This window comes from Streptomyces sp. NPDC051064, assembly GCF_044455985.1.
In the GTDB taxonomy this organism is placed as follows: domain Bacteria; phylum Actinomycetota; class Actinomycetes; order Streptomycetales; family Streptomycetaceae; genus Streptomyces.
This window is the reverse complement of record NZ_JBITFK010000001.1, coordinates 993,892-1,012,017: the sequence shown is the minus strand read 5'-3', so window position 1 is coordinate 1,012,017 and position 18,126 is coordinate 993,892. Positions and strand designations below refer to the sequence as shown.

General features: G+C 67.8%; 17 protein-coding genes and 2 tRNA genes. 16 read left to right on the top strand and 3 right to left on the bottom strand.

Translation table 11 applies throughout. The features are described 5' to 3' along the window. The first annotated feature begins 24 nt into the window (after positions 1 to 24). Entirely contained in the window at positions 25 to 525 is a 501-nt protein-coding gene (locus tag ACIBCU_RS04785) for an HD domain-containing protein (RefSeq protein ID WP_399229217.1), read from the top strand. A gap of 49 nt (positions 526 to 574) precedes the next feature. Here the strand turns inward: ACIBCU_RS04785 and ACIBCU_RS04780 are convergent, their stop codons facing one another. Beyond that, positions 575 to 1,738 carry an acyltransferase family protein gene (locus ACIBCU_RS04780; protein ID WP_362941653.1) on the bottom strand — a complete coding sequence of 388 codons (1,164 nt, stop codon included), beginning with the start codon at positions 1,736 to 1,738 and terminating at the stop codon, positions 575 to 577. A 491-nt stretch (positions 1,739 to 2,229) separates the two neighbouring features. Here ACIBCU_RS04780 and ACIBCU_RS04775 point away from each other — a divergent pair, with 491 nt between their 5' ends. Further along, a complete protein-coding gene (locus tag ACIBCU_RS04775; protein ID WP_073746901.1) occupies positions 2,230 to 2,424 on the top strand; it encodes a hypothetical protein in 195 nt (64 codons plus the stop codon). A gap of 150 nt (positions 2,425 to 2,574) precedes the next feature. Continuing rightward, a complete protein-coding gene (locus ACIBCU_RS04770) occupies positions 2,575 to 3,033 on the top strand; it encodes a DUF1330 domain-containing protein (protein ID WP_399229215.1) in 459 nt (152 codons plus the stop codon). Here ACIBCU_RS04770 and ACIBCU_RS04765 read toward each other — a convergent pair. Beyond that, positions 2,998 to 3,071, bottom strand: a tRNA-Gly gene (locus ACIBCU_RS04765). The two genes, ACIBCU_RS04770 and ACIBCU_RS04765, sit on opposite strands and share 36 nt — an antisense overlap. A gap of 176 nt (positions 3,072 to 3,247) precedes the next feature. Between ACIBCU_RS04765 and ACIBCU_RS04760 the strand changes: the two genes are divergently transcribed. The 6 genes from ACIBCU_RS04760 (at position 3,248) to ACIBCU_RS04735 (ending at position 8,453) form a co-directional block, all read left to right on the top strand. Further along, positions 3,248 to 3,324, top strand: a tRNA-Pro gene (locus tag ACIBCU_RS04760). Positions 3,325 to 3,474: 150 nt separating this feature from the next. Further along, positions 3,475 to 4,872, top strand: a complete 1,398-nt coding sequence (tig, locus tag ACIBCU_RS04755) for a trigger factor (RefSeq protein ID WP_362941648.1) — start codon at positions 3,475 to 3,477, stop codon at positions 4,870 to 4,872. Between the two features lie 286 nt (positions 4,873 to 5,158). Next, positions 5,159 to 5,764 (top strand): ATP-dependent Clp protease proteolytic subunit, encoded by a 606-nt coding sequence (locus tag ACIBCU_RS04750; RefSeq protein ID WP_031091967.1) that lies wholly within the window; start codon positions 5,159 to 5,161, stop codon positions 5,762 to 5,764. A 67-nt stretch (positions 5,765 to 5,831) separates the two neighbouring features. Continuing rightward, the gene (locus ACIBCU_RS04745) at positions 5,832 to 6,515 is read left to right on the top strand and encodes an ATP-dependent Clp protease proteolytic subunit (RefSeq protein WP_031091966.1); all 684 of its coding nucleotides are present in this window, start codon (positions 5,832 to 5,834) and stop codon (positions 6,513 to 6,515) included. Positions 6,516 to 6,671: 156 nt separating this feature from the next. Continuing rightward, positions 6,672 to 7,970: an ATP-dependent Clp protease ATP-binding subunit ClpX gene (clpX, locus tag ACIBCU_RS04740; RefSeq protein ID WP_103516222.1), complete on the top strand. Its 1,299-nt coding sequence runs from the start codon at positions 6,672 to 6,674 to the stop codon at positions 7,968 to 7,970. A gap of 210 nt (positions 7,971 to 8,180) precedes the next feature. After that, the gene (locus tag ACIBCU_RS04735) at positions 8,181 to 8,453 is read left to right on the top strand and encodes a hypothetical protein (RefSeq protein ID WP_399229211.1); all 273 of its coding nucleotides are present in this window, start codon (positions 8,181 to 8,183) and stop codon (positions 8,451 to 8,453) included. Positions 8,454 to 8,666: 213 nt separating this feature from the next. Here the strand turns inward: ACIBCU_RS04735 and ACIBCU_RS04730 are convergent, their stop codons facing one another. After that, positions 8,667 to 9,680 carry a hypothetical protein gene (locus ACIBCU_RS04730; protein ID WP_399229209.1) on the bottom strand — a complete coding sequence of 338 codons (1,014 nt, stop codon included), beginning with the start codon at positions 9,678 to 9,680 and terminating at the stop codon, positions 8,667 to 8,669. A gap of 137 nt (positions 9,681 to 9,817) precedes the next feature. On the opposite strand from ACIBCU_RS04730, the gene ACIBCU_RS04725 reads away from it, so the two are divergent. From ACIBCU_RS04725 to mreD, 7 genes are all read left to right on the top strand, one after another. Continuing rightward, a complete protein-coding gene (locus ACIBCU_RS04725) occupies positions 9,818 to 12,439 on the top strand; it encodes a valine--tRNA ligase (protein WP_362941641.1) in 2,622 nt (873 codons plus the stop codon). Between the two features lie 124 nt (positions 12,440 to 12,563). Then, positions 12,564 to 14,087, top strand: a complete 1,524-nt coding sequence (locus ACIBCU_RS04720) for a folylpolyglutamate synthase/dihydrofolate synthase family protein (protein WP_362941638.1) — start codon at positions 12,564 to 12,566, stop codon at positions 14,085 to 14,087. A 3-nt stretch (positions 14,088 to 14,090) separates the two neighbouring features. After that, positions 14,091 to 14,459, top strand: coding sequence for a DUF4233 domain-containing protein (locus tag ACIBCU_RS04715; RefSeq protein WP_362941635.1), 369 nt, complete (start codon positions 14,091 to 14,093; stop codon positions 14,457 to 14,459). Positions 14,460 to 14,544: 85 nt separating this feature from the next. Beyond that, positions 14,545 to 14,958 carry a nucleoside-diphosphate kinase gene (gene ndk / locus ACIBCU_RS04710; protein ID WP_362941632.1) on the top strand — a complete coding sequence of 138 codons (414 nt, stop codon included), beginning with the start codon at positions 14,545 to 14,547 and terminating at the stop codon, positions 14,956 to 14,958. Positions 14,959 to 15,250: 292 nt separating this feature from the next. Then, on the top strand, positions 15,251 to 16,270 hold the full coding sequence (locus ACIBCU_RS04705; RefSeq protein WP_073746922.1) for a rod shape-determining protein: 1,020 nt from the start codon (positions 15,251 to 15,253) through the stop codon (positions 16,268 to 16,270). 98 nt (positions 16,271 to 16,368) lie between these two features. Then, positions 16,369 to 17,427, top strand: coding sequence for a rod shape-determining protein MreC (gene mreC / locus ACIBCU_RS04700; RefSeq protein WP_399229205.1), 1,059 nt, complete (start codon positions 16,369 to 16,371; stop codon positions 17,425 to 17,427). A gap of 10 nt (positions 17,428 to 17,437) precedes the next feature. Further along, positions 17,438 to 18,100, top strand: a complete 663-nt coding sequence (gene mreD / locus ACIBCU_RS04695; RefSeq protein ID WP_362941625.1) for a rod shape-determining protein MreD — start codon at positions 17,438 to 17,440, stop codon at positions 18,098 to 18,100. Positions 18,101 to 18,126: the final 26 nt, after the last annotated feature.

Sequence of the window (18,126 nt, the reverse complement as noted above, 5' to 3'; positions counted from 1 at the left end):
CGGTGCCCGTCGTACAGTCGGCCCATGCCGAACCCGTATCTGACCCTGTCCCAGGTGGAAGCGATCGCCCGTGAGGCCCATCGCCTGCAGACCGACAAGGCGGGGCGCCCGTACGCGGAGCATCTGGCCGCGGTGGCCGAGGGCGTACGGATCCGGGGCGGCGGCGAGGAGCAGATCGCCGCCGCCTGGCTGCACGACGCGGTCGAGGACGGCGTGCTCTCCCGGCAGTGGCTGGACGAGGCCCCGCTGCCCCGGCGGGTAAAGGAAATGGTCCTCGCCGTCACCAAGCGGGACGGCGAGGACCTCTTCACGTACACCGGGCGGATTCTCGCCACGCCCGGAGCGCTGCTGATCAAGGAGTCGGATCTGGCGCACAACGCGGACCCGGACCGGCTCGCGGTCCTGGAGCCGGCGACCCGTACCCGGCTGAGCGAGAAATATGCGCAGGTGCGCGGCCTGTTGGGGCTGGCCGGCGGCGTCACCCCCGCCGAACAGCGGGATCAAGCCAACCCGGCGGCCGACTGACGCGCCGAGGGGATCGGCCCCCGGAGGGAGGGGGCCGATCCGGACAGGATCAGCGCTTGGCGGGAGTCTTGCGGAACGCCCAGTTCATGTCCGGCTCGGTCGCGAAGCGGAGCGCGCGCCGGACCGGCGGGGTGCACAGCAGGGTCACGGCGACGGCGGCGACGAGAGAGATGAGGACGAGCCCCACGGGCCCCGAGAGCCACTCGTAGCGGTCGAAGAGGCCGTAGTAGTCGGCAGCCCTGATCAGGAAGCCGTGCAGCAGGTAGCCGCAGATCGTCCCGGCGCCCAGCACGGTGAACCACATGTGGCGACGCGGGACCAGGGCGAGGAACGCGACCGTGAGCACCAGCGCGCATCCGAACATCGCCAAGGTCATCACGGGCCCCGCCCACCACTGGAAGTCCAGCTCCTGGGCGCTGTCGCTCCGGTAGAACCAGCCCAGCCGCATGTGCGGCGCGATCCAGTAGGCGAAGGCCAGGGTCGCGGCGAACAGGGGGACGGCCAGCATCCGTACCTCGCGCCGCCGGATCAGCTGGAAGTGCTCCGGCTTCATCAGCAGGCCGAGCACGAAGAACGGCAGGAGCTGGCAGACGCGCTGCAGGTCCAGATCGTCGCCGATGCCCGGCGAGACCGAGGCGAGCGCCGCGATCAGCAGGGCGACCGGGAGCGGGTGGCGCAGCGACTGCCAGATCGGTGTGGTGACCCGCCAGATGAACAGGGCGATCAGGAACCAGGTGAGGAACAGCGGGTCGAGCAGGGTGATGGGCGCATCGCCCTCACCGCCCGCGTAGCGCTTGAAGAGCGAATAGGCGGTCTCGAAGAGCACGTAAGGCACCGCGACGCCGGTGACGAGCCGCTTCACCTTGGGCGCGCTCATGTTGAACGACCGCGAGAAGTATCCGGAGACGAGGATGAACGCCGGCATGTGGAACGTGTACACGACCATGTACAGCGCTCGCGTCGCGCGGCTCCCGTCCATCACGGGCTCCCACGCGTGGGCCACGGCGACGAGCACGATCGCGAGGTACTTCACATTGTCGAAGTACGCGTCACGACTCTTGGCCGGTGCGGGCGCCTCCGTGGGGGCAGGAGCCGTCCGGACGGCGGGGGAGGGCGCCCCCGGGGCCGTCAGGATCTGCTCGTGTCTCGGCTCCGACTCCCGGCTCTCCGGGGTGATCGGGGCCCTCTGAATTTCGCTCGGAGCTTGGGACATCTCATGCACCTTAGACCCGTCGATCGGTATGCGTAAAACTCCGCGGAGATATCGCGTGTTCCCTGTCTTTCGAATGCGAAACCACCGACAACCGCCCGTTACGTGCTGATTCATCCGTCTTAAATGGTGCATATTGGCGGCTGGTTGGCGAGAGTGAATTTCGTCGCACGAACTCCTGGCAAATCGCTGTGAATGAAGTGTGGGGATATGGAAACGATCACATCGGGCCAGTATTCGAACTGCCCTGCGCGCAGCGGACGCACAGCGTCTCGGTGCGCCCCCTCTCCGCCCCCTGGAGGGCGCCGCGTGCGCCGGATCGCACCAGAGCGCTCCTGCTTGCACGCGGGCGTGAGGATGGCGCGATCCGGTCATCTCTCTCCATCACCCGGCAGCAGTCACAGGGGAGTTGGTGGCACGATGGACGCGACGGAGGTGTGCTGGCCGCACGCCACCGGGCCGGCAAGGCGGACCGACCAAGGGTGTGATCAGTCGTGGCCATTTCACTGTCTGTGGTGCTTCTGCTGGGGATCGTCCTGGTGGTGCTGATCCGCGGTGGATCCATCAAGGGCGGGCCGGCGGTCGTCGCCGTGCTCTTCGGCTTCTTCCTGGCCTCGACGGGCATGGCGCCGTCGATCAACAGATTCATGAACTCGATAGCCGACACGATCAACCAGATCAGCTTCTGAGCTTCCGGAAGCACCCGGCCTGGCGCACGGACCGCCGACCGGGCCGTACGCATGGAACGGGCCAGGAGTGAACGCGCCTCGCCGGACCGGGAGATGGCGCCGGATCCGGACGGGCACGGGAGCCTCGGCCCACACGTCAGGAAGGACATCGTGCCCGCCTACGTCATCGCCCACCTGCAAGAGGCGCCCCCGCACCCGGAGATCGCCGAGTACATCGAGCGGCTCCCCGGCACCTTCGAGGTGTACGGCGGGCGGTACCTCGTGCACGCCACGCCGCACGACGTGAAGGAGGGCAGCTGGCCCGGGCACGTCGTGATGATCGGCTTCCCCGGGATCGAGGAGGCGCGCGCCTGGTGGGACTCACCCGCCTACCGGGAGATCGCGTCGCTGCGCTCACGGCACATCGAGGGCGACATCGTCATGGTCGAGGGCGTCCCCGAGGATTACGACCCGGCCGCCGCCGTGAAGGCGTTGCGGGATGCGCTGCCCCCGGGGAGTGAGCGGGTCCCGAAGAGCTGTGGAAAACACTCAGGGCCGGGCGGAGGAAGAATCCTCCGCCCGGCCCTGAGCCGTTGGAGCGGGCGACGGGAATCGAACCCGCGTAGCTAGTTTGGAAGACTAGGGCTCTACCATTGAGCTACGCCCGCAAGCACCGCGACGCCGGTCCGGAAGACCCGGCGGAACTCGGTACGGGAAGCATCGTAGCGGGTCGGGGAAGGTGCGCGCACACCCGTATCGGCGTGCCTCCGTGACGGACCCGGGGACGCTTGCGCGAAGCGGCCTGCGCGGCGTCCTTCTGCATGTACCCTACGTGTCGCACCGACGGGGTGTGGCGCAGCTTGGTAGCGCGTCCGCTTTGGGAGCGGAAGGTCGTCGGTTCGAATCCGGCCACCCCGACCACCAGCAAGATCGCATTGTGGGAGTCCTCCCCCTTGCCGTTACTATGCAAATTGCGTGCCCGTGTGTCTGATGTACCGGGCTCGATCCGCGAAGCCGCCTCTCGGCGGCCCAGCAGAACCCCAAGAAGTCAGCCACCAAGGAGACCGAACCGTGAAGAGCGCCGTGGAGACCCTGAACCCGACTCGGGTTCGGCTCAGCATCGAGGTGCCCTTCGAGGAGCTCAAGGACAGCCTCGACGCGGCGTACAAGAAGATCAACCAGCAGGTCACGGTGAAGGGCTTCCGTAAGGGCAAGATCCCCAACCGCGTCATCGACCAGCGGTTCGGCCGTGGTGCTGTGCTGGAGGAGGCCGTCAACGACGCCCTTCCGAAGTTCTACACCGAGGCTGTCAACGAGGGTGAGCTCAACGTTCTGGGCCAGCCCGAGGTTGACATCACCGAACTCAAGGATGGCGAGCTGCTGGCCTTCACCGCCGAGGTGGATGTCCGTCCCGAGATCGAGATTCCGGACTACTCCGGCATCGAGGTCACCGTGGACGCACTCGAAGTCAGCGACGAGGACGTCGACAAGGCCGTGGAGCAGCTCCGTGAGCGCTTCGCCTCGACCAACCCGGTCGAGCGCGCCGCGGCCGAGGGCGACGTCGTCACGATCGACCTCGAGGCCAAGGTCGACGGAGAGGTCCTCGAGGACGGCGTGGCCGCCGGTGTCTCGTACACCATCGGCTCCGGCGAGCTCCTCGAAGGCATCGACGAGGCCGTGACCGGCCTGGAGGCCGGTGGCGAGGCCACCTTCACCTCCGAGCTGAAGGGCGGCTCCGCCGAGGGCAAGGAAGCGGAGGTCACCGTCAAGGTCACCGCCGTCGCCTCCCGCGAACTGCCTGAGCTGGACGACGACTTCGCGCAGATGGCGAGCGAGTTCGACACGCTCGCCGAGCTCCGCGAGGACAGCCGCAAGCGCCTCGAGAGCACCAAGCAGTACGACCAGGCCACCCAGGCCCAGGAGCGGGTCCTGGAGGAGCTGCTGAAGCTGGCCGAGGTCCCGATCCCCGAGAAGCTTCTCGCGGACGAGGTCCAGACCCGCAAGCACAACCTGGAGCACCACCAGCTCGGCCAGATGGGTCTCGACCTGGAGAAGTACCTCGAGATCCAGGGCAAGACCCTCGAGGAGTTCGAGAACGAGACCTCCGAGCAGGCCATCAAGGGCATCAAGACCCAGTTCATCCTTGACGAGCTCGTCAACAAGGAGAAGCTGAACGTCAACCAGGAGGAGCTCACCGAGCACCTCATGCGGCGCGCGCAGTCCTCCGGCATGAGCCCCGACCAGTTCGCCCAGGCCGTCGTCGAAGGCGGCCAGGTGCCGATGCTCGTCGGCGAGGTCGCCCGCGGCAAGGCTCTCGCCGTCGTGGTCGAGGCCGCCAAGGTCACCGACACCAACGGTGAGGTCGTCGAGCTCGAGGACGACGAGGACGAGGCCACCGAGACGGTCGAGGCCGCCGAGGAGACCACCGAGCCGGCCGACGAGAAGAAGGACGAGAAGAACGAGGCCTGAGCCCCGCTCCGATCGTTGATCTGATCCGCACGACGGGCCCCGGACGTATCAGTCCGGGGCCCGTCGTCGTATCGGCCCGCGCCCGGGGGGAACCGCCCGGGAACCCTTGTGCGGACTGCTCACCTTGCGCTCCCAGCGAACAGTTGGGGAAGCGGGATGGCGTTGTCCCACCTGCGCGTTAGGGTCCATGAAGAGGAAGGGTCGGGTAGTCCCGGCCCACCCGGTACGAAGACGCTGAGACGGCCGGAGCCGTCAGAGACGAGCAGGTGGATACGTGACGAATCTGATGCCCTACGCCGCCGGAGAGCCGTCCCTCGGTGGAGGCCTCGGTGACCAGGTCTACAGCCGACTGCTCGGCGAGCGCATCATCTTCCTCGGTCAGCAGGTCGACGATGACATCGCCAACAAGATCACCGCACAGCTTCTGCTCCTTGCCGCGGAACCCGACAAGGACATCTACCTCTACATCAACAGCCCCGGCGGTTCGGTGACGGCCGGCATGGCGGTCTACGACACCATGCAGTACATCCCGAACGACGTGGTCACCATCGGTATGGGCATGGCGGCCTCCATGGGCCAGTTCCTGCTCACCGGTGGCACGGCGGGCAAGCGCTTCGCGCTCCCGAACACCGACATCCTCATGCACCAGGGTTCGGCCGGCATCGGCGGTACCGCCTCGGACATCAAGATCCAGGCGCAGTACCTGCTCCGTACGAAGACGCGGATGGCCGAGATCACCGCGCACCACTCCGGTCAGACCGTGGAGACGATCATCCGCGACGGCGACCGCGACCGCTGGTACACCGCCGAGGAGGCCAAGGACTACGGCCTCATCGACGAGATCATCTCGGTCGCGTCGGGCATCCCGGGCGGCGGCGGCACCGGAGCCTGATCCGGGCGTGCACCACCCCGCACCCTCTCGTACGCCGAGACCTCCAGCCCACAGATACGCCACCAGGATGGTGAACACCCACATGAACAACTTCTCCGGCGCCTCCGCGAGCGGCCTCTACACCGGCCCGCAGGTGGACAACCGCTACGTCGTCCCGCGCTTCGTGGAGCGCACCTCGCAGGGTGTGCGTGAGTACGACCCGTACGCGAAGCTCTTCGAGGAGCGCGTGATCTTCCTCGGTGTGCAGATCGACGACGCCTCGGCCAACGACGTCATGGCGCAGCTGCTGTGCCTGGAGTCGATGGACCCGGACCGCGACATCTCGATCTACATCAACAGCCCCGGCGGCTCGTTCACCGCGCTCACCGCGATCTACGACACGATGCAGTTCGTGAAGCCGGACATCCAGACGGTCTGCATGGGCCAGGCGGCCTCCGCCGCCGCCGTCCTGCTGGCCGCGGGCACCCCGGGCAAGCGCATGGCGCTCCCGCACGCCCGTGTGCTGATCCACCAGCCGTCCTCGCAGACCGGCCGTGAGCAGCTCTCCGACCTGGAGATCGCGGCCAACGAGATCCTGCGGATGCGCACCCAGCTCGAGGAGATGCTGGCGAAGCACTCCACCACCCCGCTGGAGAAGATCAGCGAGGACATCGAGCGCGACAAGATCCTTACCGCCGACGACGCACTCGCGTACGGTCTGGTGGACCAGATTGTCTCCACCCGTAAGACCACAGCAGGCGCGTCCGTCTGACGTCGGTCTTTCCCCTTGGCACATTCCACCCGCACGGCCCCGGCCGTGTGAACCGTGCCAAGGGGGGCCCGAACGGGGGGCCAGGCAAGGTACCGTCGGATAGAGGCACCAGGAGCCGCTGAACCAGGCTGCTCCCAGGCGAAGGGGAAGCACCTCGTGGCACGCATCGGTGATGGCGGCGACCTGCTCAAGTGCTCGTTCTGCGGAAAGAGCCAGAAGCAGGTGAAGAAGCTCATCGCGGGACCCGGTGTGTACATCTGCGACGAGTGCATCGATCTCTGCAACGAGATCATCGAGGAGGAGCTCGCAGAGACCTCCGAGGTGCGGTGGGAGGAGCTCCCCAAGCCGCGCGAGATCTACGAGTTCCTCGAGGGGTACGTCGTCGGGCAGGAGCCCGCGAAGAAGGCCCTCTCGGTCGCTGTGTACAACCACTACAAGCGGGTCCAGGCCGGGGAGAACGGCGGCGGCGCGAATCGTGACGACGCGATCGAGCTCGCCAAGTCCAACATCCTGCTGCTGGGCCCCACGGGCTCGGGCAAGACGCTCCTCGCGCAGACGCTGGCCCGCATGCTCAACGTCCCGTTCGCCATCGCGGACGCGACGGCGCTGACGGAGGCCGGCTATGTCGGTGAGGACGTCGAGAACATCCTGCTGAAGCTGATCCAGGCCGCTGACTACGACGTCAAGAAGGCCGAGACCGGCATCATCTACATCGACGAGATCGACAAGGTCGCCCGCAAGAGCGAGAACCCGTCGATCACGCGCGACGTATCCGGCGAGGGCGTCCAGCAGGCCCTGCTGAAGATCCTGGAGGGCACCACCGCCTCCGTACCGCCGCAGGGCGGACGGAAGCACCCGCACCAGGAGTTCATCCAGATCGACACGACGAACGTGCTGTTCATCGTGGGCGGCGCCTTCTCGGGCCTGGAGAAGATCATCGAGTCGCGGGCCGGCGCCAAGGGCATCGGCTTCGGGGCCACGATCCGCTCCAAGCTTGAGATCCAGGCGAGCGACCAGTTCCAGGAGGTCATGCCGGAGGACCTGGTGAAGTTCGGGATGATCCCCGAGTTCATCGGCCGTCTCCCCGTGCTGACCTCGGTCCACAACCTGGACCGTGAGGCACTGCTCCAGATCCTGGTCGAGCCGCGCAACGCGCTGGTGAAGCAGTACCAGCGCCTGTTCGAACTCGACGGTGTCGAGCTGGACTTCGAACGCGAGGCCCTCGAAGCCATCGCCGACCAGGCGATCCTCCGCCAGACGGGCGCGCGCGGTCTGCGCGCCATCATGGAAGAGGTCCTCCAGTCCGTGATGTACGAGGTCCCGTCCCGCAAGGACGTGGCCCGCGTGGTCATCACCCCGGACGTCGTCCGCAACAACGTCAACCCGACGCTGGTCCCGCGCGAACCGCGCACGATCGGCAAGAACGACGGCGGCCGGCACGAGAAGTCCGCGTAGCGGCAGCGCACCACACACGCCGAAGGGGCGCCCGGCCGGTGGCCGGGCGCCCCTTCGGCGTTCTGCGCCAAGGATGCGCGGGGTGGGCATTTCGCGTCAACCATCGGCCGCGAGTGGCGATATTAGGACAACTGAAGCGTGACGGCTTGTTGTTATTTTAGGATGGTGATCTTGTGTCATGAACTTGCTCTTATCTTTGATGGAGGCACCATGAAGTTTCCGAAGGCTCAACGTGTGCTTACGGCAGTGGGGGTGACTGCAGCGGCGGTGCTAATCCCGCTGGCGACGGCGGAGACTGCAAGTGCTACCGCGTGGCAGTGTGAGAGATATCTGGCCAGTAAGGGATATGTTGTGGGTGCGAAGGTGAAGACTGCCTGCGGTAATGACACCTTTGCGACAAATGCGTGGTGCATCATTCAACTCGATGCGTTGATAAGCAATAATGTGCACGTCAATGAAGCCTGTCGACTTGCCAGGAACTGATCCTGACTAAACGAGGCGGTTCGGCCATATCTCTCATGGTCGAACGAGCGTGAATTGTGCGATGTTCGTCCGGTGAGTCGCTGCTGGATTCCCACTCGGCCAGTCGCGCACGACGGCAGTTGCGACGAGAAGTCTGCGTGGCGCCAGCGACAACGAGGCGCACGCGAAGGGGCGCCCGGCCGGTGGCCGGGCGCCCCTTCGCGCTGTGCGGGATCAGACCTTGGTGCGGGACGTCTTGTAGAGCTTGGCGGCGAGGGCCGCCACGTCCGTCTGGGGCATGGCCTTGTTCGTCATCATCGCGCCGACGTCGACACCCACGACGATGCCGACCGTGCTGTAGTCCGTCCACACGCATACCGGCGTGACAATTTCCTTGGGACCGTTCTCCACGGACCCGTCCGCATCCTCGTTGATCGCCTTGAGGCTCTGGCATTTCATCAGCGCCCCCTCGAACCCCTCGGGCGTGACTGCCTCGGGACTGCCGACGAGCGAGACGTTCTCGCTGTCCTCGTCCTTCGCCATTTCCAGCTCGGCGTTCTTGAAGGCGCTGTCGATCACCGTCGCGGGGTCGCTGACCTCACCCCAGTAACCGGTGAAGATGAGCGACTTCATGGTGAGCGGGTTTTTCTCGTCGCCGCTCACGTACTGGGCGCTCACCTGGTTGGGGTTCTTGATCCCCATCGCCTCGGCCTCGGCCTTGTCCTTGCCCGTCAGAGGTTTCGAGGGTGTCGCCTTGGAGGTGTCCTGCTTGTAGGTGTCCACCGAGGCCGCCGGGGTGATCTTGTACCCCTTGGTGGAATCGGCGACGTCGCTGTTACTGGAGCCGCCCGACGTCAGGAAGTACACCCCGCCCGCGACGACCGCCAGCGCCACCACGGCCGCGCCGATGATCAGGCCCGTCTTCTTCTTCGGGGCGCCAGGCTGCGGAGGCATGCCGGGGTACGCCTGCTGGCCGCCGTACGGGGGAGCGGGCGGCTGCTGGCCGTACGGGCCCGGCTGCTGGCCCTGCGGGTAGCCGTAACCCTGCGGGGGCTGCTGCTGTGGCGGGACGCCCTGGGGGGCCTGCTGCGGGTAGCCGTAGCCGGGCTGGCCCTGCGGAGGACCCTGCGGCGGGGGGCCGCCGTACGGGCCGGGCTGCTGCCCGTACGGGCCCGGCTGCTGGCCGTACGGTCCGGGCTGGCCCTGCGGCGGCTGCCCGCCGTACGGGCCCGGCTGGTTGTAGCTCATTGCGCTGTCCCCTCCAGAATGCTTATGCGTTCCGAACATCCTGACGGAAGCGGTGCTCACATAGGGCCTCCGGGCGTACACCGTTACTGAACAAACCGGTTTCAGTGCACGACTGTGACGCCCCTAAACTGTGGGGCGTGACCGAGAACGCAGCGCAGCAGCCAGCCAGCACCCCCGAACTGCCGACCCAGTACGCGCCGGCCGATGTAGAGGGGAAGCTGTACGAGCGCTGGGTAGAACGCGGTTACTTCGAAGCCGACGAGCACAGCGACAAGCCGCCGTACTCCATCGTCATCCCGCCGCCCAACGTCACCGGCTCCCTCCACCTGGGCCACGCCTTCGAGCACACCCTGATCGACGCGCTGGTCCGCCGGAAGCGGATGCAGGGCTTCGAGGCGCTGTACCAGCCGGGCATGGACCACGCCGGCATCGCCACCCAGAACGTCGTCGAGCGCGAGCTCGGCAAGGAGGGCAAGTCCCGCCACGACCTGGGCCGCGAGGCGTTCGTCGAGCGCGTCTGGCAGTGGAAGAACGAGTCCGGCGGCCAGATCTCCGGCCAGATGCGCCGTCTCGGCGAGGGTGTCGCCTGGTCCCGTGAGCGCTTCACGATGGACGAGGGCCTGTCCAAGGCCGTCCAGACCGTCTTCAAGCAGATGTACGACGACGGGCTGATCTACCGCGCCGAGCGCATCATCAACTGGTGCCCGCGCTGCCTCACCGCGATCTCGGACATCGAGGTCGAGTACCAGGAGGACGACGGCGAGCTCGTCTCCATGAAGTACGGCGAGGGCGACGAGACCATCGTCGTCGCCACGACCCGCGCCGAGACGATGCTCGGTGACACCGCCGTCGCCGTCCACCCCGACGACGAGCGCTACCAGCACCTGGTCGGCAAGCAGGTCAAGCTGCCGCTGACCGGCCGTACGATCCCCGTCGTCGCCGACCACCACGTCGACCCGGAGTTCGGCACCGGCGCGGTCAAGGTCACCCCGGCGCACGACCCGAACGACTTCGAGATCGGCAAGCGCCACGACCTGCCGTTCCTCACGGTCCTCGACGAGCGCGCCGTCATCACCGTCCCCGGCCCCTTCCAGGGGCTGGACCGGCTTGAGGCCCGCTCCGCCATCGTCGCCGCCCTGCGCGCCGACGGCCGGATCGTCGCCGAGAAGCGCCCGTACGTCCACTCCGTCGGCCACTGCTCGCGCTGCAAGACCACCATCGAGCCGCGCCTCTCGCTCCAGTGGTGGGTCAAGGTCGAACCGCTCGCCAAGGCGGCCGGCGACGCCGTCCGCGACGGCAAGGTCAAGATCCACCCGCAGGAGATGGAGAAGCGCTACTTCGACTGGGTCGACAACCTCCACGACTGGACGATCTCGCGCCAGCTCTGGTGGGGCCACCGCATCCCCGTCTGGTACGGCCCGAACGGCGAGGTCGTCTGCGTCGGACCCGACGACGAGGCGCCCACCGGCGAGGGCTGGACCCAGGACAGTGATGTCCTGGACACCTGGTTCTCCTCCGGCCTGTGGCCCTTCTCCACGCTCGGCTGGCCCGAACGGACCGACAGCCTCGCGAAGTTCTACCCGAACTCCGTCCTGGTCACCGGCTACGACATCCTCTTCTTCTGGGTCGCCCGGATGATGATGTTCGGCCTGTACGTCAACGACGGCGTCCCGCCGTTCGGCACCATCGTCCTGCACGGCATGGTCCGCGACGAGCACGGCAAGAAGATGTCGAAGTCCTTCGGCAACGTGGTCAACCCGCTGGACTGGATGGACAAGTACGGCTCCGACGCCCTGCGCTTCACCCTCGCGCGCGGCGCCAACCCGGGCACCGACGTGCCGATCGGCGAGGAGTGGGTCCAGGGCTCGGCGAAGTTCTCCAACAAGATCTGGAACGCCACCCGCTTCGCCCTGATGAACGGCGCCACGATCGAGGGCGAACTGCCCCCGGTCGAGGAGATGTCGGTCACCGACCGCTGGATCCTGTCCCGTCTCAACAAGACGGTCGCCGACGTCGACGCGTTCTACGACGACTACCAGTTCGCCAGGATCAGCGAGGCGCTGCGCCACTTCGCCTGGGACGAGGTCTTCGACTGGTACGTCGAGCTCTCCAAGACCACTTTCTTCGCGGGCGGCCGCCCGGCCGAGGTCTCGGGCCGGGTCCTCGGCGAGGTCCTGGACGTGATGCTGCGACTGCTGCACCCGATCGTCCCGTTCGTCACGGAGGCGCTGTGGACCGCGCTCACCGGGCGCGAGTCGATCGTCATCGCCGAGTGGCCGGGCGACTCCGGCTTCCGCGACGACGCGGCCGAGAAGGAGATCGAGCTCGTCCAGCAGGTCGTCACGGAGGTCCGCCGCTTCCGCAACGACCAGGGCCTCCAGCCCGGCCAGAAGGTCCCGGCCGAGCTGACCCTGACCGGCACGGCGCTCGCCCCGCACGAGGCGGCCGTCCGCCAGCTGCTGCGACTCCAGCCCGCCGGAGACGGCTTCCAGGCCACCGCGTCCCTCCCGGTCGCCGGGGCGACCGTCGCCCTGGACCTGTCCGGCACGATCGACGTCGCGGCCGAGCGCAAGCGCCTCACCAAGGACCTTGAGGCGGCGCAGAAGGAGAAGGCCCAGGCCACCGGCAAGCTCGGCAACGAGGCCTTCCTGGCCAAGGCCCCCGACAACGTGGTCGACAAGATCCGTGGCCGGCTCGCCAAGGCCGAGGCCGACATCGAGAGGATCACCGCCCAGCTGGCGAACCTGCCGAAGGGCTGATGACCTTGGACCGGAGCCCCCGCGCCCCCGACCGACCGGGAGCGCGGGGGCTTCGCCGTGCCCCGGGGAGAGCGCGGCAGCGGGCGCTGCGCGCGATGTCCGTGGCCATCCGTAGACTGGCCCTGTGAGTGAGCCCCGCCCTTCAGACCGGCACGACGCGTCCGACCCCGACGACACCTTCGCGGAGATCGTCGACGAAGAGACCCAGCGCGACCCCGACCTGGCGGTGATCGAGGCCGGGAGCCGGACGCTGCGCACCCAGTCGGGTCCGCCGCAGGGCGAGGCGGTCCCCGACCGCCCCGCCGACCCCGAGACCGACCGGGCGCTGCGCGAGGTGGAGCAGGAGCTCGCCGGACGCTGGGGCGAGACCAAGCTCGAACCCTCGGTGACCCGGATCGCGGCCCTGATGGACGTGCTGGGCGAGCCCCAGCGCGCCTACCCCTCGATCCACATCACGGGGACCAACGGCAAGACCAGCACGGCCCGCATGATCGAGGCCCTGCTGAGCGCCTTCGAGCTCCGCACCGGCCGCTACACCTCCCCGCACGTCCAGTCGATCACCGAGCGCATCAGCCTGGACGGCGCCCCGATCGCCGCGGAACGCTTCATCGAGACGTACAACGACATCAAGCCGTACGTCGAGATGGTCGACGCCCAGCAGCCCTATCGGCTCTCGTTCTTCGAGGTGCTGACGGGCATGGCGTACGCGGCCTTCGCCGACGCCCCGGTCGATGTCGCGGTCGTCGAGGTCGGCATGGGCGGCACCTGGGACGCGACGAACGTCATCGACGCCTCGGTCGCCGTCGTCACCCCCATCTCGCTCGACCACACCGACCGCCTCGGCTCCACCCCGGCGGAGATCGCGGGTGAGAAGGCCGGCGTCATCAAGCAGGACGCGACGGTGATCCTGGCCCAGCAGCCGGTCGACGCCGCGCAGGTCATGCTGAAGAAGGCCGTCGAGGTGGACGCCACGGTCGCCCGCGAGGGCATGGAGTTCGGCATCGTCTCCCGCGAGATCGCGGTCGGCGGCCAGCTGCTGACCCTGCGGGGCCTGGGCGGCGAGTACGACAACATCTTCCTGCCGCTCTACGGGGCGCACCAGGCGCACAACGCCGCGGTCGCGCTCGCCACTGTCGAGGCGTTCTTCGGCATCGGCGCGGAGCAGGCTCGCAGCCTCGACGTCGAAGCGGTCCGCAAGGCCTTCCTCTCGGTGCTCTCACCGGGCCGCCTGGAGGTCGTCCGGTCCAGCCCCACCGTCGTCCTGGACGCGGCGCACAACCCGGCCGGCGCACTCGCCGCCGCCGAGGGGGTCTCCGAGGCGTTCAGCTTCTCCCGGCTGATCGGGGTCGTGGGCGCGAGCGACGGCAAGGACGTGCGGGGGCTCCTCGAAGCCTTCGAGCCGATCTTCGCCGAGATCGTCGTCACCCAGAACTCCAGCGCGCGCGCCATGGACGCGGACGCCCTGGCCGCCGTCGCCGTCGAGGTCTTCGGTCACGAGCGCGTCCAGGTCGAACCCCGCCTCGACGACGCGCTGGAGGCGGCGATCACCCTCGCCGAGGAAGAGGCCGAATACGCGGGCGCCGGAGTCCTGGTGACCGGATCCGTGATCACGGTCGGCGAGGCCCGGCTGCTCCTGGGAAGGCGCTGACCTGTGCGTACGCTCTGCGCATCGACACTGATCGGTGAATTCTTCGTCATCGGCTTCGCCGGACTCGTGGCGATGAAGTCCGACGACATGTCCATGGCCATGGTCTGGACGGTCTGCGGCATCGGCATGCTGCTGTCCGTCCTGCTCTGCGGTGTGATCACCCGTCCCGGCGGTGTGCAGCTGGGCTGGGCGCTCCAGATCGTGCTGGTGCTGAGCGGCTTCTTCGTTCCGATGATGTTCATCCTCGGGGTGATCTTCGGTGCCCTGTGGTGGGCCTCGGTGCACTACGGTCGCAGGATCGACGAGGCCAAGGCGCGGTGGGCGGCCCAGGCCGAGGGGCAGGAGAGCACGGAGGCTCCGGCCCAAGGATGACGCAGAGTAAACCCGGCTGTAGGGCCGTTCGCGCACCCCTGTAATCTCGCCCTCACCCGCACCGGAAGTCTGCAAGGAGCCGTACATGACTCAGCGCACCCTCGTCCTTCTCAAGCCCGACGCCGTGCGGCGTGGGCTGATCGGCGAGATCGTCGGCCGCATCGAACGCAAGGCCGGCTGGACGATCACCGCGCTGGAGCTGCGCACGCTCGACCTGGAGACCCTGGAGCAGCACTACGGCGAGCACAAGGGCCGTCCGTTCTACGAGCCGCTCGTCGAGTTCATGGCCTCCGGCCCCGTCGTCGCTCTGGTGGCCGAAGGCGAGCGGGTGATCGAAGGCGTCCGTGCCCTGGCCGGCCCCACCGACCCGATCGCCGCCGCGCCCGGCTCGATCCGTGGTGACTTCGGCACGATCACCCGGGAGAACCTCATCCACGCCTCGGACTCCGAGGAGTCCGCAGAGCGAGAACTCAAGCTCTTCTTTCCCGGACTTTCCTGACTTCGGCTCCGCCAATCAGCGCTCATGACCTGGGGCGACCGAAGTAATTCGGTCGCCCTTCGGCATAGGGTCACGTATCGCGGGAACGCATCCCTCCGACGTAACGTCACCATGGGTGGAACGGGCAGCCGTTCTGCTCGCATGGCGAAGGACCCTCGCGCTGTGTCCGTGCATACGGCACTACGATGGAAGCTTCCACGCCCGCAGCGCCAACCCTCGCCTACCTAGAACAAGCCATTTTTCGCTTCTTGGGAAGGCCCGACGCATCCTCATGGGGAACAAGGGGAACTCAATGTCGTTCATCGGCCGTGACATGGCTATCGACCTCGGGACTGCCAACACGCTGGTGTACGTCAGGGGGCGCGGCATCGTTCTGAACGAGCCGTCCGTCGTGGCCATCAACACCAACACCGGCGGAATCCTGGCGGTCGGCGCCGAGGCGAAGAAGATGATCGGCCGCACACCGGGCAACATCGTTGCCGTGCGGCCCCTCAAGGACGGCGTGATCGCCGACTTCGAGATCACGGAGCGCATGCTCCGCTACTTCATCCTCAAGATCCACAAGCGCCGCTACCTGGCCCGCCCGCGGGTCGTCGTCTGTGTGCCCTCCGGCATCACAGGGGTCGAGCGACGCGCCGTCATCGAGGCGTCGACGCAGGCCGGCGCGCGCCAGGTGCACATCATCGAGGAGCCCATGGCCGCGGCCATCGGCTCCGGGCTGCCGGTCCACGAGGCCACCGGCAACATGGTCGTCGACATCGGTGGCGGCACCACCGAGGTCGCGGTGATCTCGCTCGGCGGAATCGTCACTGCCCAGTCCATCCGGGTCGCCGGGGACGAACTGGACAACGCGATCATCCAGCACATCAAGAAGGAGTACTCCCTCCTCCTCGGTGAGCGCACCGCCGAACAGATCAAGATCACGATCGGCTCGGCCTTCGAGATGGAGAAGGACGAGCACACCGAGATCCGCGGACGCGACCTGGTCTCGGGCCTGCCCAAGACCGTCGTCATCTCCGCGACCGAGGTCCGCAAGGCCATCGAGGAACCGGTCAACGCGATCGTCGACGCCGTGAAGACGACGCTCGACAAGTGCCCGCCGGAGCTCTCGGGCGACGTCATGGACCGCGGGATCGTCCTCACCGGCGGCGGTGCGCTCCTGCGCGGGCTCGACGAGAGGCTCCGCCACGAGACGGGCATGCCGATCCACATCGCCGAGGATCCGCTGGACTCCGTGGCTCTCGGATCCGGCAAGTGCGTCGAGGAGTTCGAGGCACTCCAGCAGGTGCTGGACGCCCAGCCCCGACGGTAGAAACACGATGTTCCGCCGTACGGGCACTGCCGTCCCGTACGGCGGAATGTTGGTATACAGGCACGAACATTCCGACGAGGAAGGCACGGCCGCCGCACGTGAGGGACACACGAGAGAGCCGGCTGCTCCTGGTGCTGCTGATCGCCATCGCATTCGCCCTGATCACGGTGGATATCCGCGGTGGCGAGGCGTCGCCGGTGGACGGAGCACGGCAGGCAGCCGCCACGGTCTTCGGGCCGGTCGAGAACGGCGTCTCGGCGGCGGTGGACCCGGTGGGCAACGCCATCGGCGCCGTACGGGACTCCGGTGACCGGCACGACCGGATCGCGGCCCTGGAGCACGAGAACGCCGCGCTGAAGACGAAGCTCGGCAGCGACGACCGCAACACCAGCAAGGTCCGCCAGCTCGACAGCATGCTGAAGACCGCCGGGGCCGGCCAGTACGGCATCAAGGCCGCCGAGGTCATCGCCATAGGAGCGGCCCAGGGCTTCTCCTGGACCATCACCATCGACGCCGGGGCGAACGACGGTCTCGAGCGCGACATGACCGTACTCAACGGCGAAGGGCTCGTCGGCCGGGTCACCACCGTCGGCCCGAACACCGCGACCGTCCTGCTGGCCAACGATCCCGACTTCACCGTCGGCACCCGGATGGAGAAGACCGACGAGCTCGGCTTCGCCACCGGCCAGGGATCCCGGCCGCTGTCGGTCCAGTTCCTCAACGGCAAGGCCGACGTGAAGAAGGGCGACCGGCTGGTCACCTTCGGGTCCAGCAAGGACAAGCCCTTCGTCCCCGGCGTGCCGGTCGGCGAGGTGGTCCGCGTCGACCCGTCCGGCGGAGACCTCACCCGGACCGTCTTCGTCCGTCCGTTCGTCGGCTTCACGAAGCTCGACGTCGTGGGCATCGTCGTCCAGGCGCCCCGCGAGGACCCCCGCGACATGGTCCTGCCGAAGCAGCCCAAGAAGCCGGAGAAGCCCAAGCCCACCCCGACCGTCACCGTCACCGCCCAGCCGAACGGCGACCTCGTCGACGGCAGAGGAAAGGTCGTCGGGAACGTCAACGAGAAACCCGACGCCTCCGCATCCCCGGGTGCCTCCCCGGACGCCTCCGGCGACACCGGCACGGCCGCCGGTGACGCGGCGAACGACCAGGAATAGAGCTGACCTCATGCGCTTGAACAGAATCCTGCTCGCCGTCGCCCTGGTCGTGGTCGCCCTCGTCATCCAGGTCTCCGTCCTCGCCCGTCTCCAGCTGCCCGGCGCCACCCCCGACCTGCTGCTCCTCGTGGTCCTCGGACTCGCCTTCGTGTACGGACCGGTCAGTGGCGCCCTCATCGGCTTCGGCGCGGGCCTCCTCGCGGACCTGGCACCGCCCGCCGACCATGCCGCCGGGCGCTACGCCCTGGTGCTCTGTGTCATCGGCTACCTCGCCGGAATGGCCCGCCCGGAGAAGGGCCAGCTCAAGTCGGCGTTCGCCCCGATGGCCTTCGTCGTCGCCGCGGCGCTCGGATCGACCCTGCTGTACGCCGGTGTCGGCGCGCTCGTCGGCGACACGGCGGCCCGTCATGTGGGCCTTGGCAGCCTGCTGTTCACCGCTGTGGTGTACGACCTGCTCCTGGCGCCGTTCACCGTTCCGCTGATCATGGCGCTCGCCAGACGCACCGAGAACGACCCGGTCGCCGACAGCTCCGGCAGCGGCGACGTCGCCGCCGGCTGGCTGGCCACCGGCACCGGGCTGCGGATCGGTAGCCAGCGGGGCGGGTTGCGTCTCAGGGCGGCCCGCAGCCGCGCCGCACGCGCAGGAAGGATCAAGGGGGTCAAGCGACTGTGAGGCTGTCTTCTTCCGGGGGCGCCCCC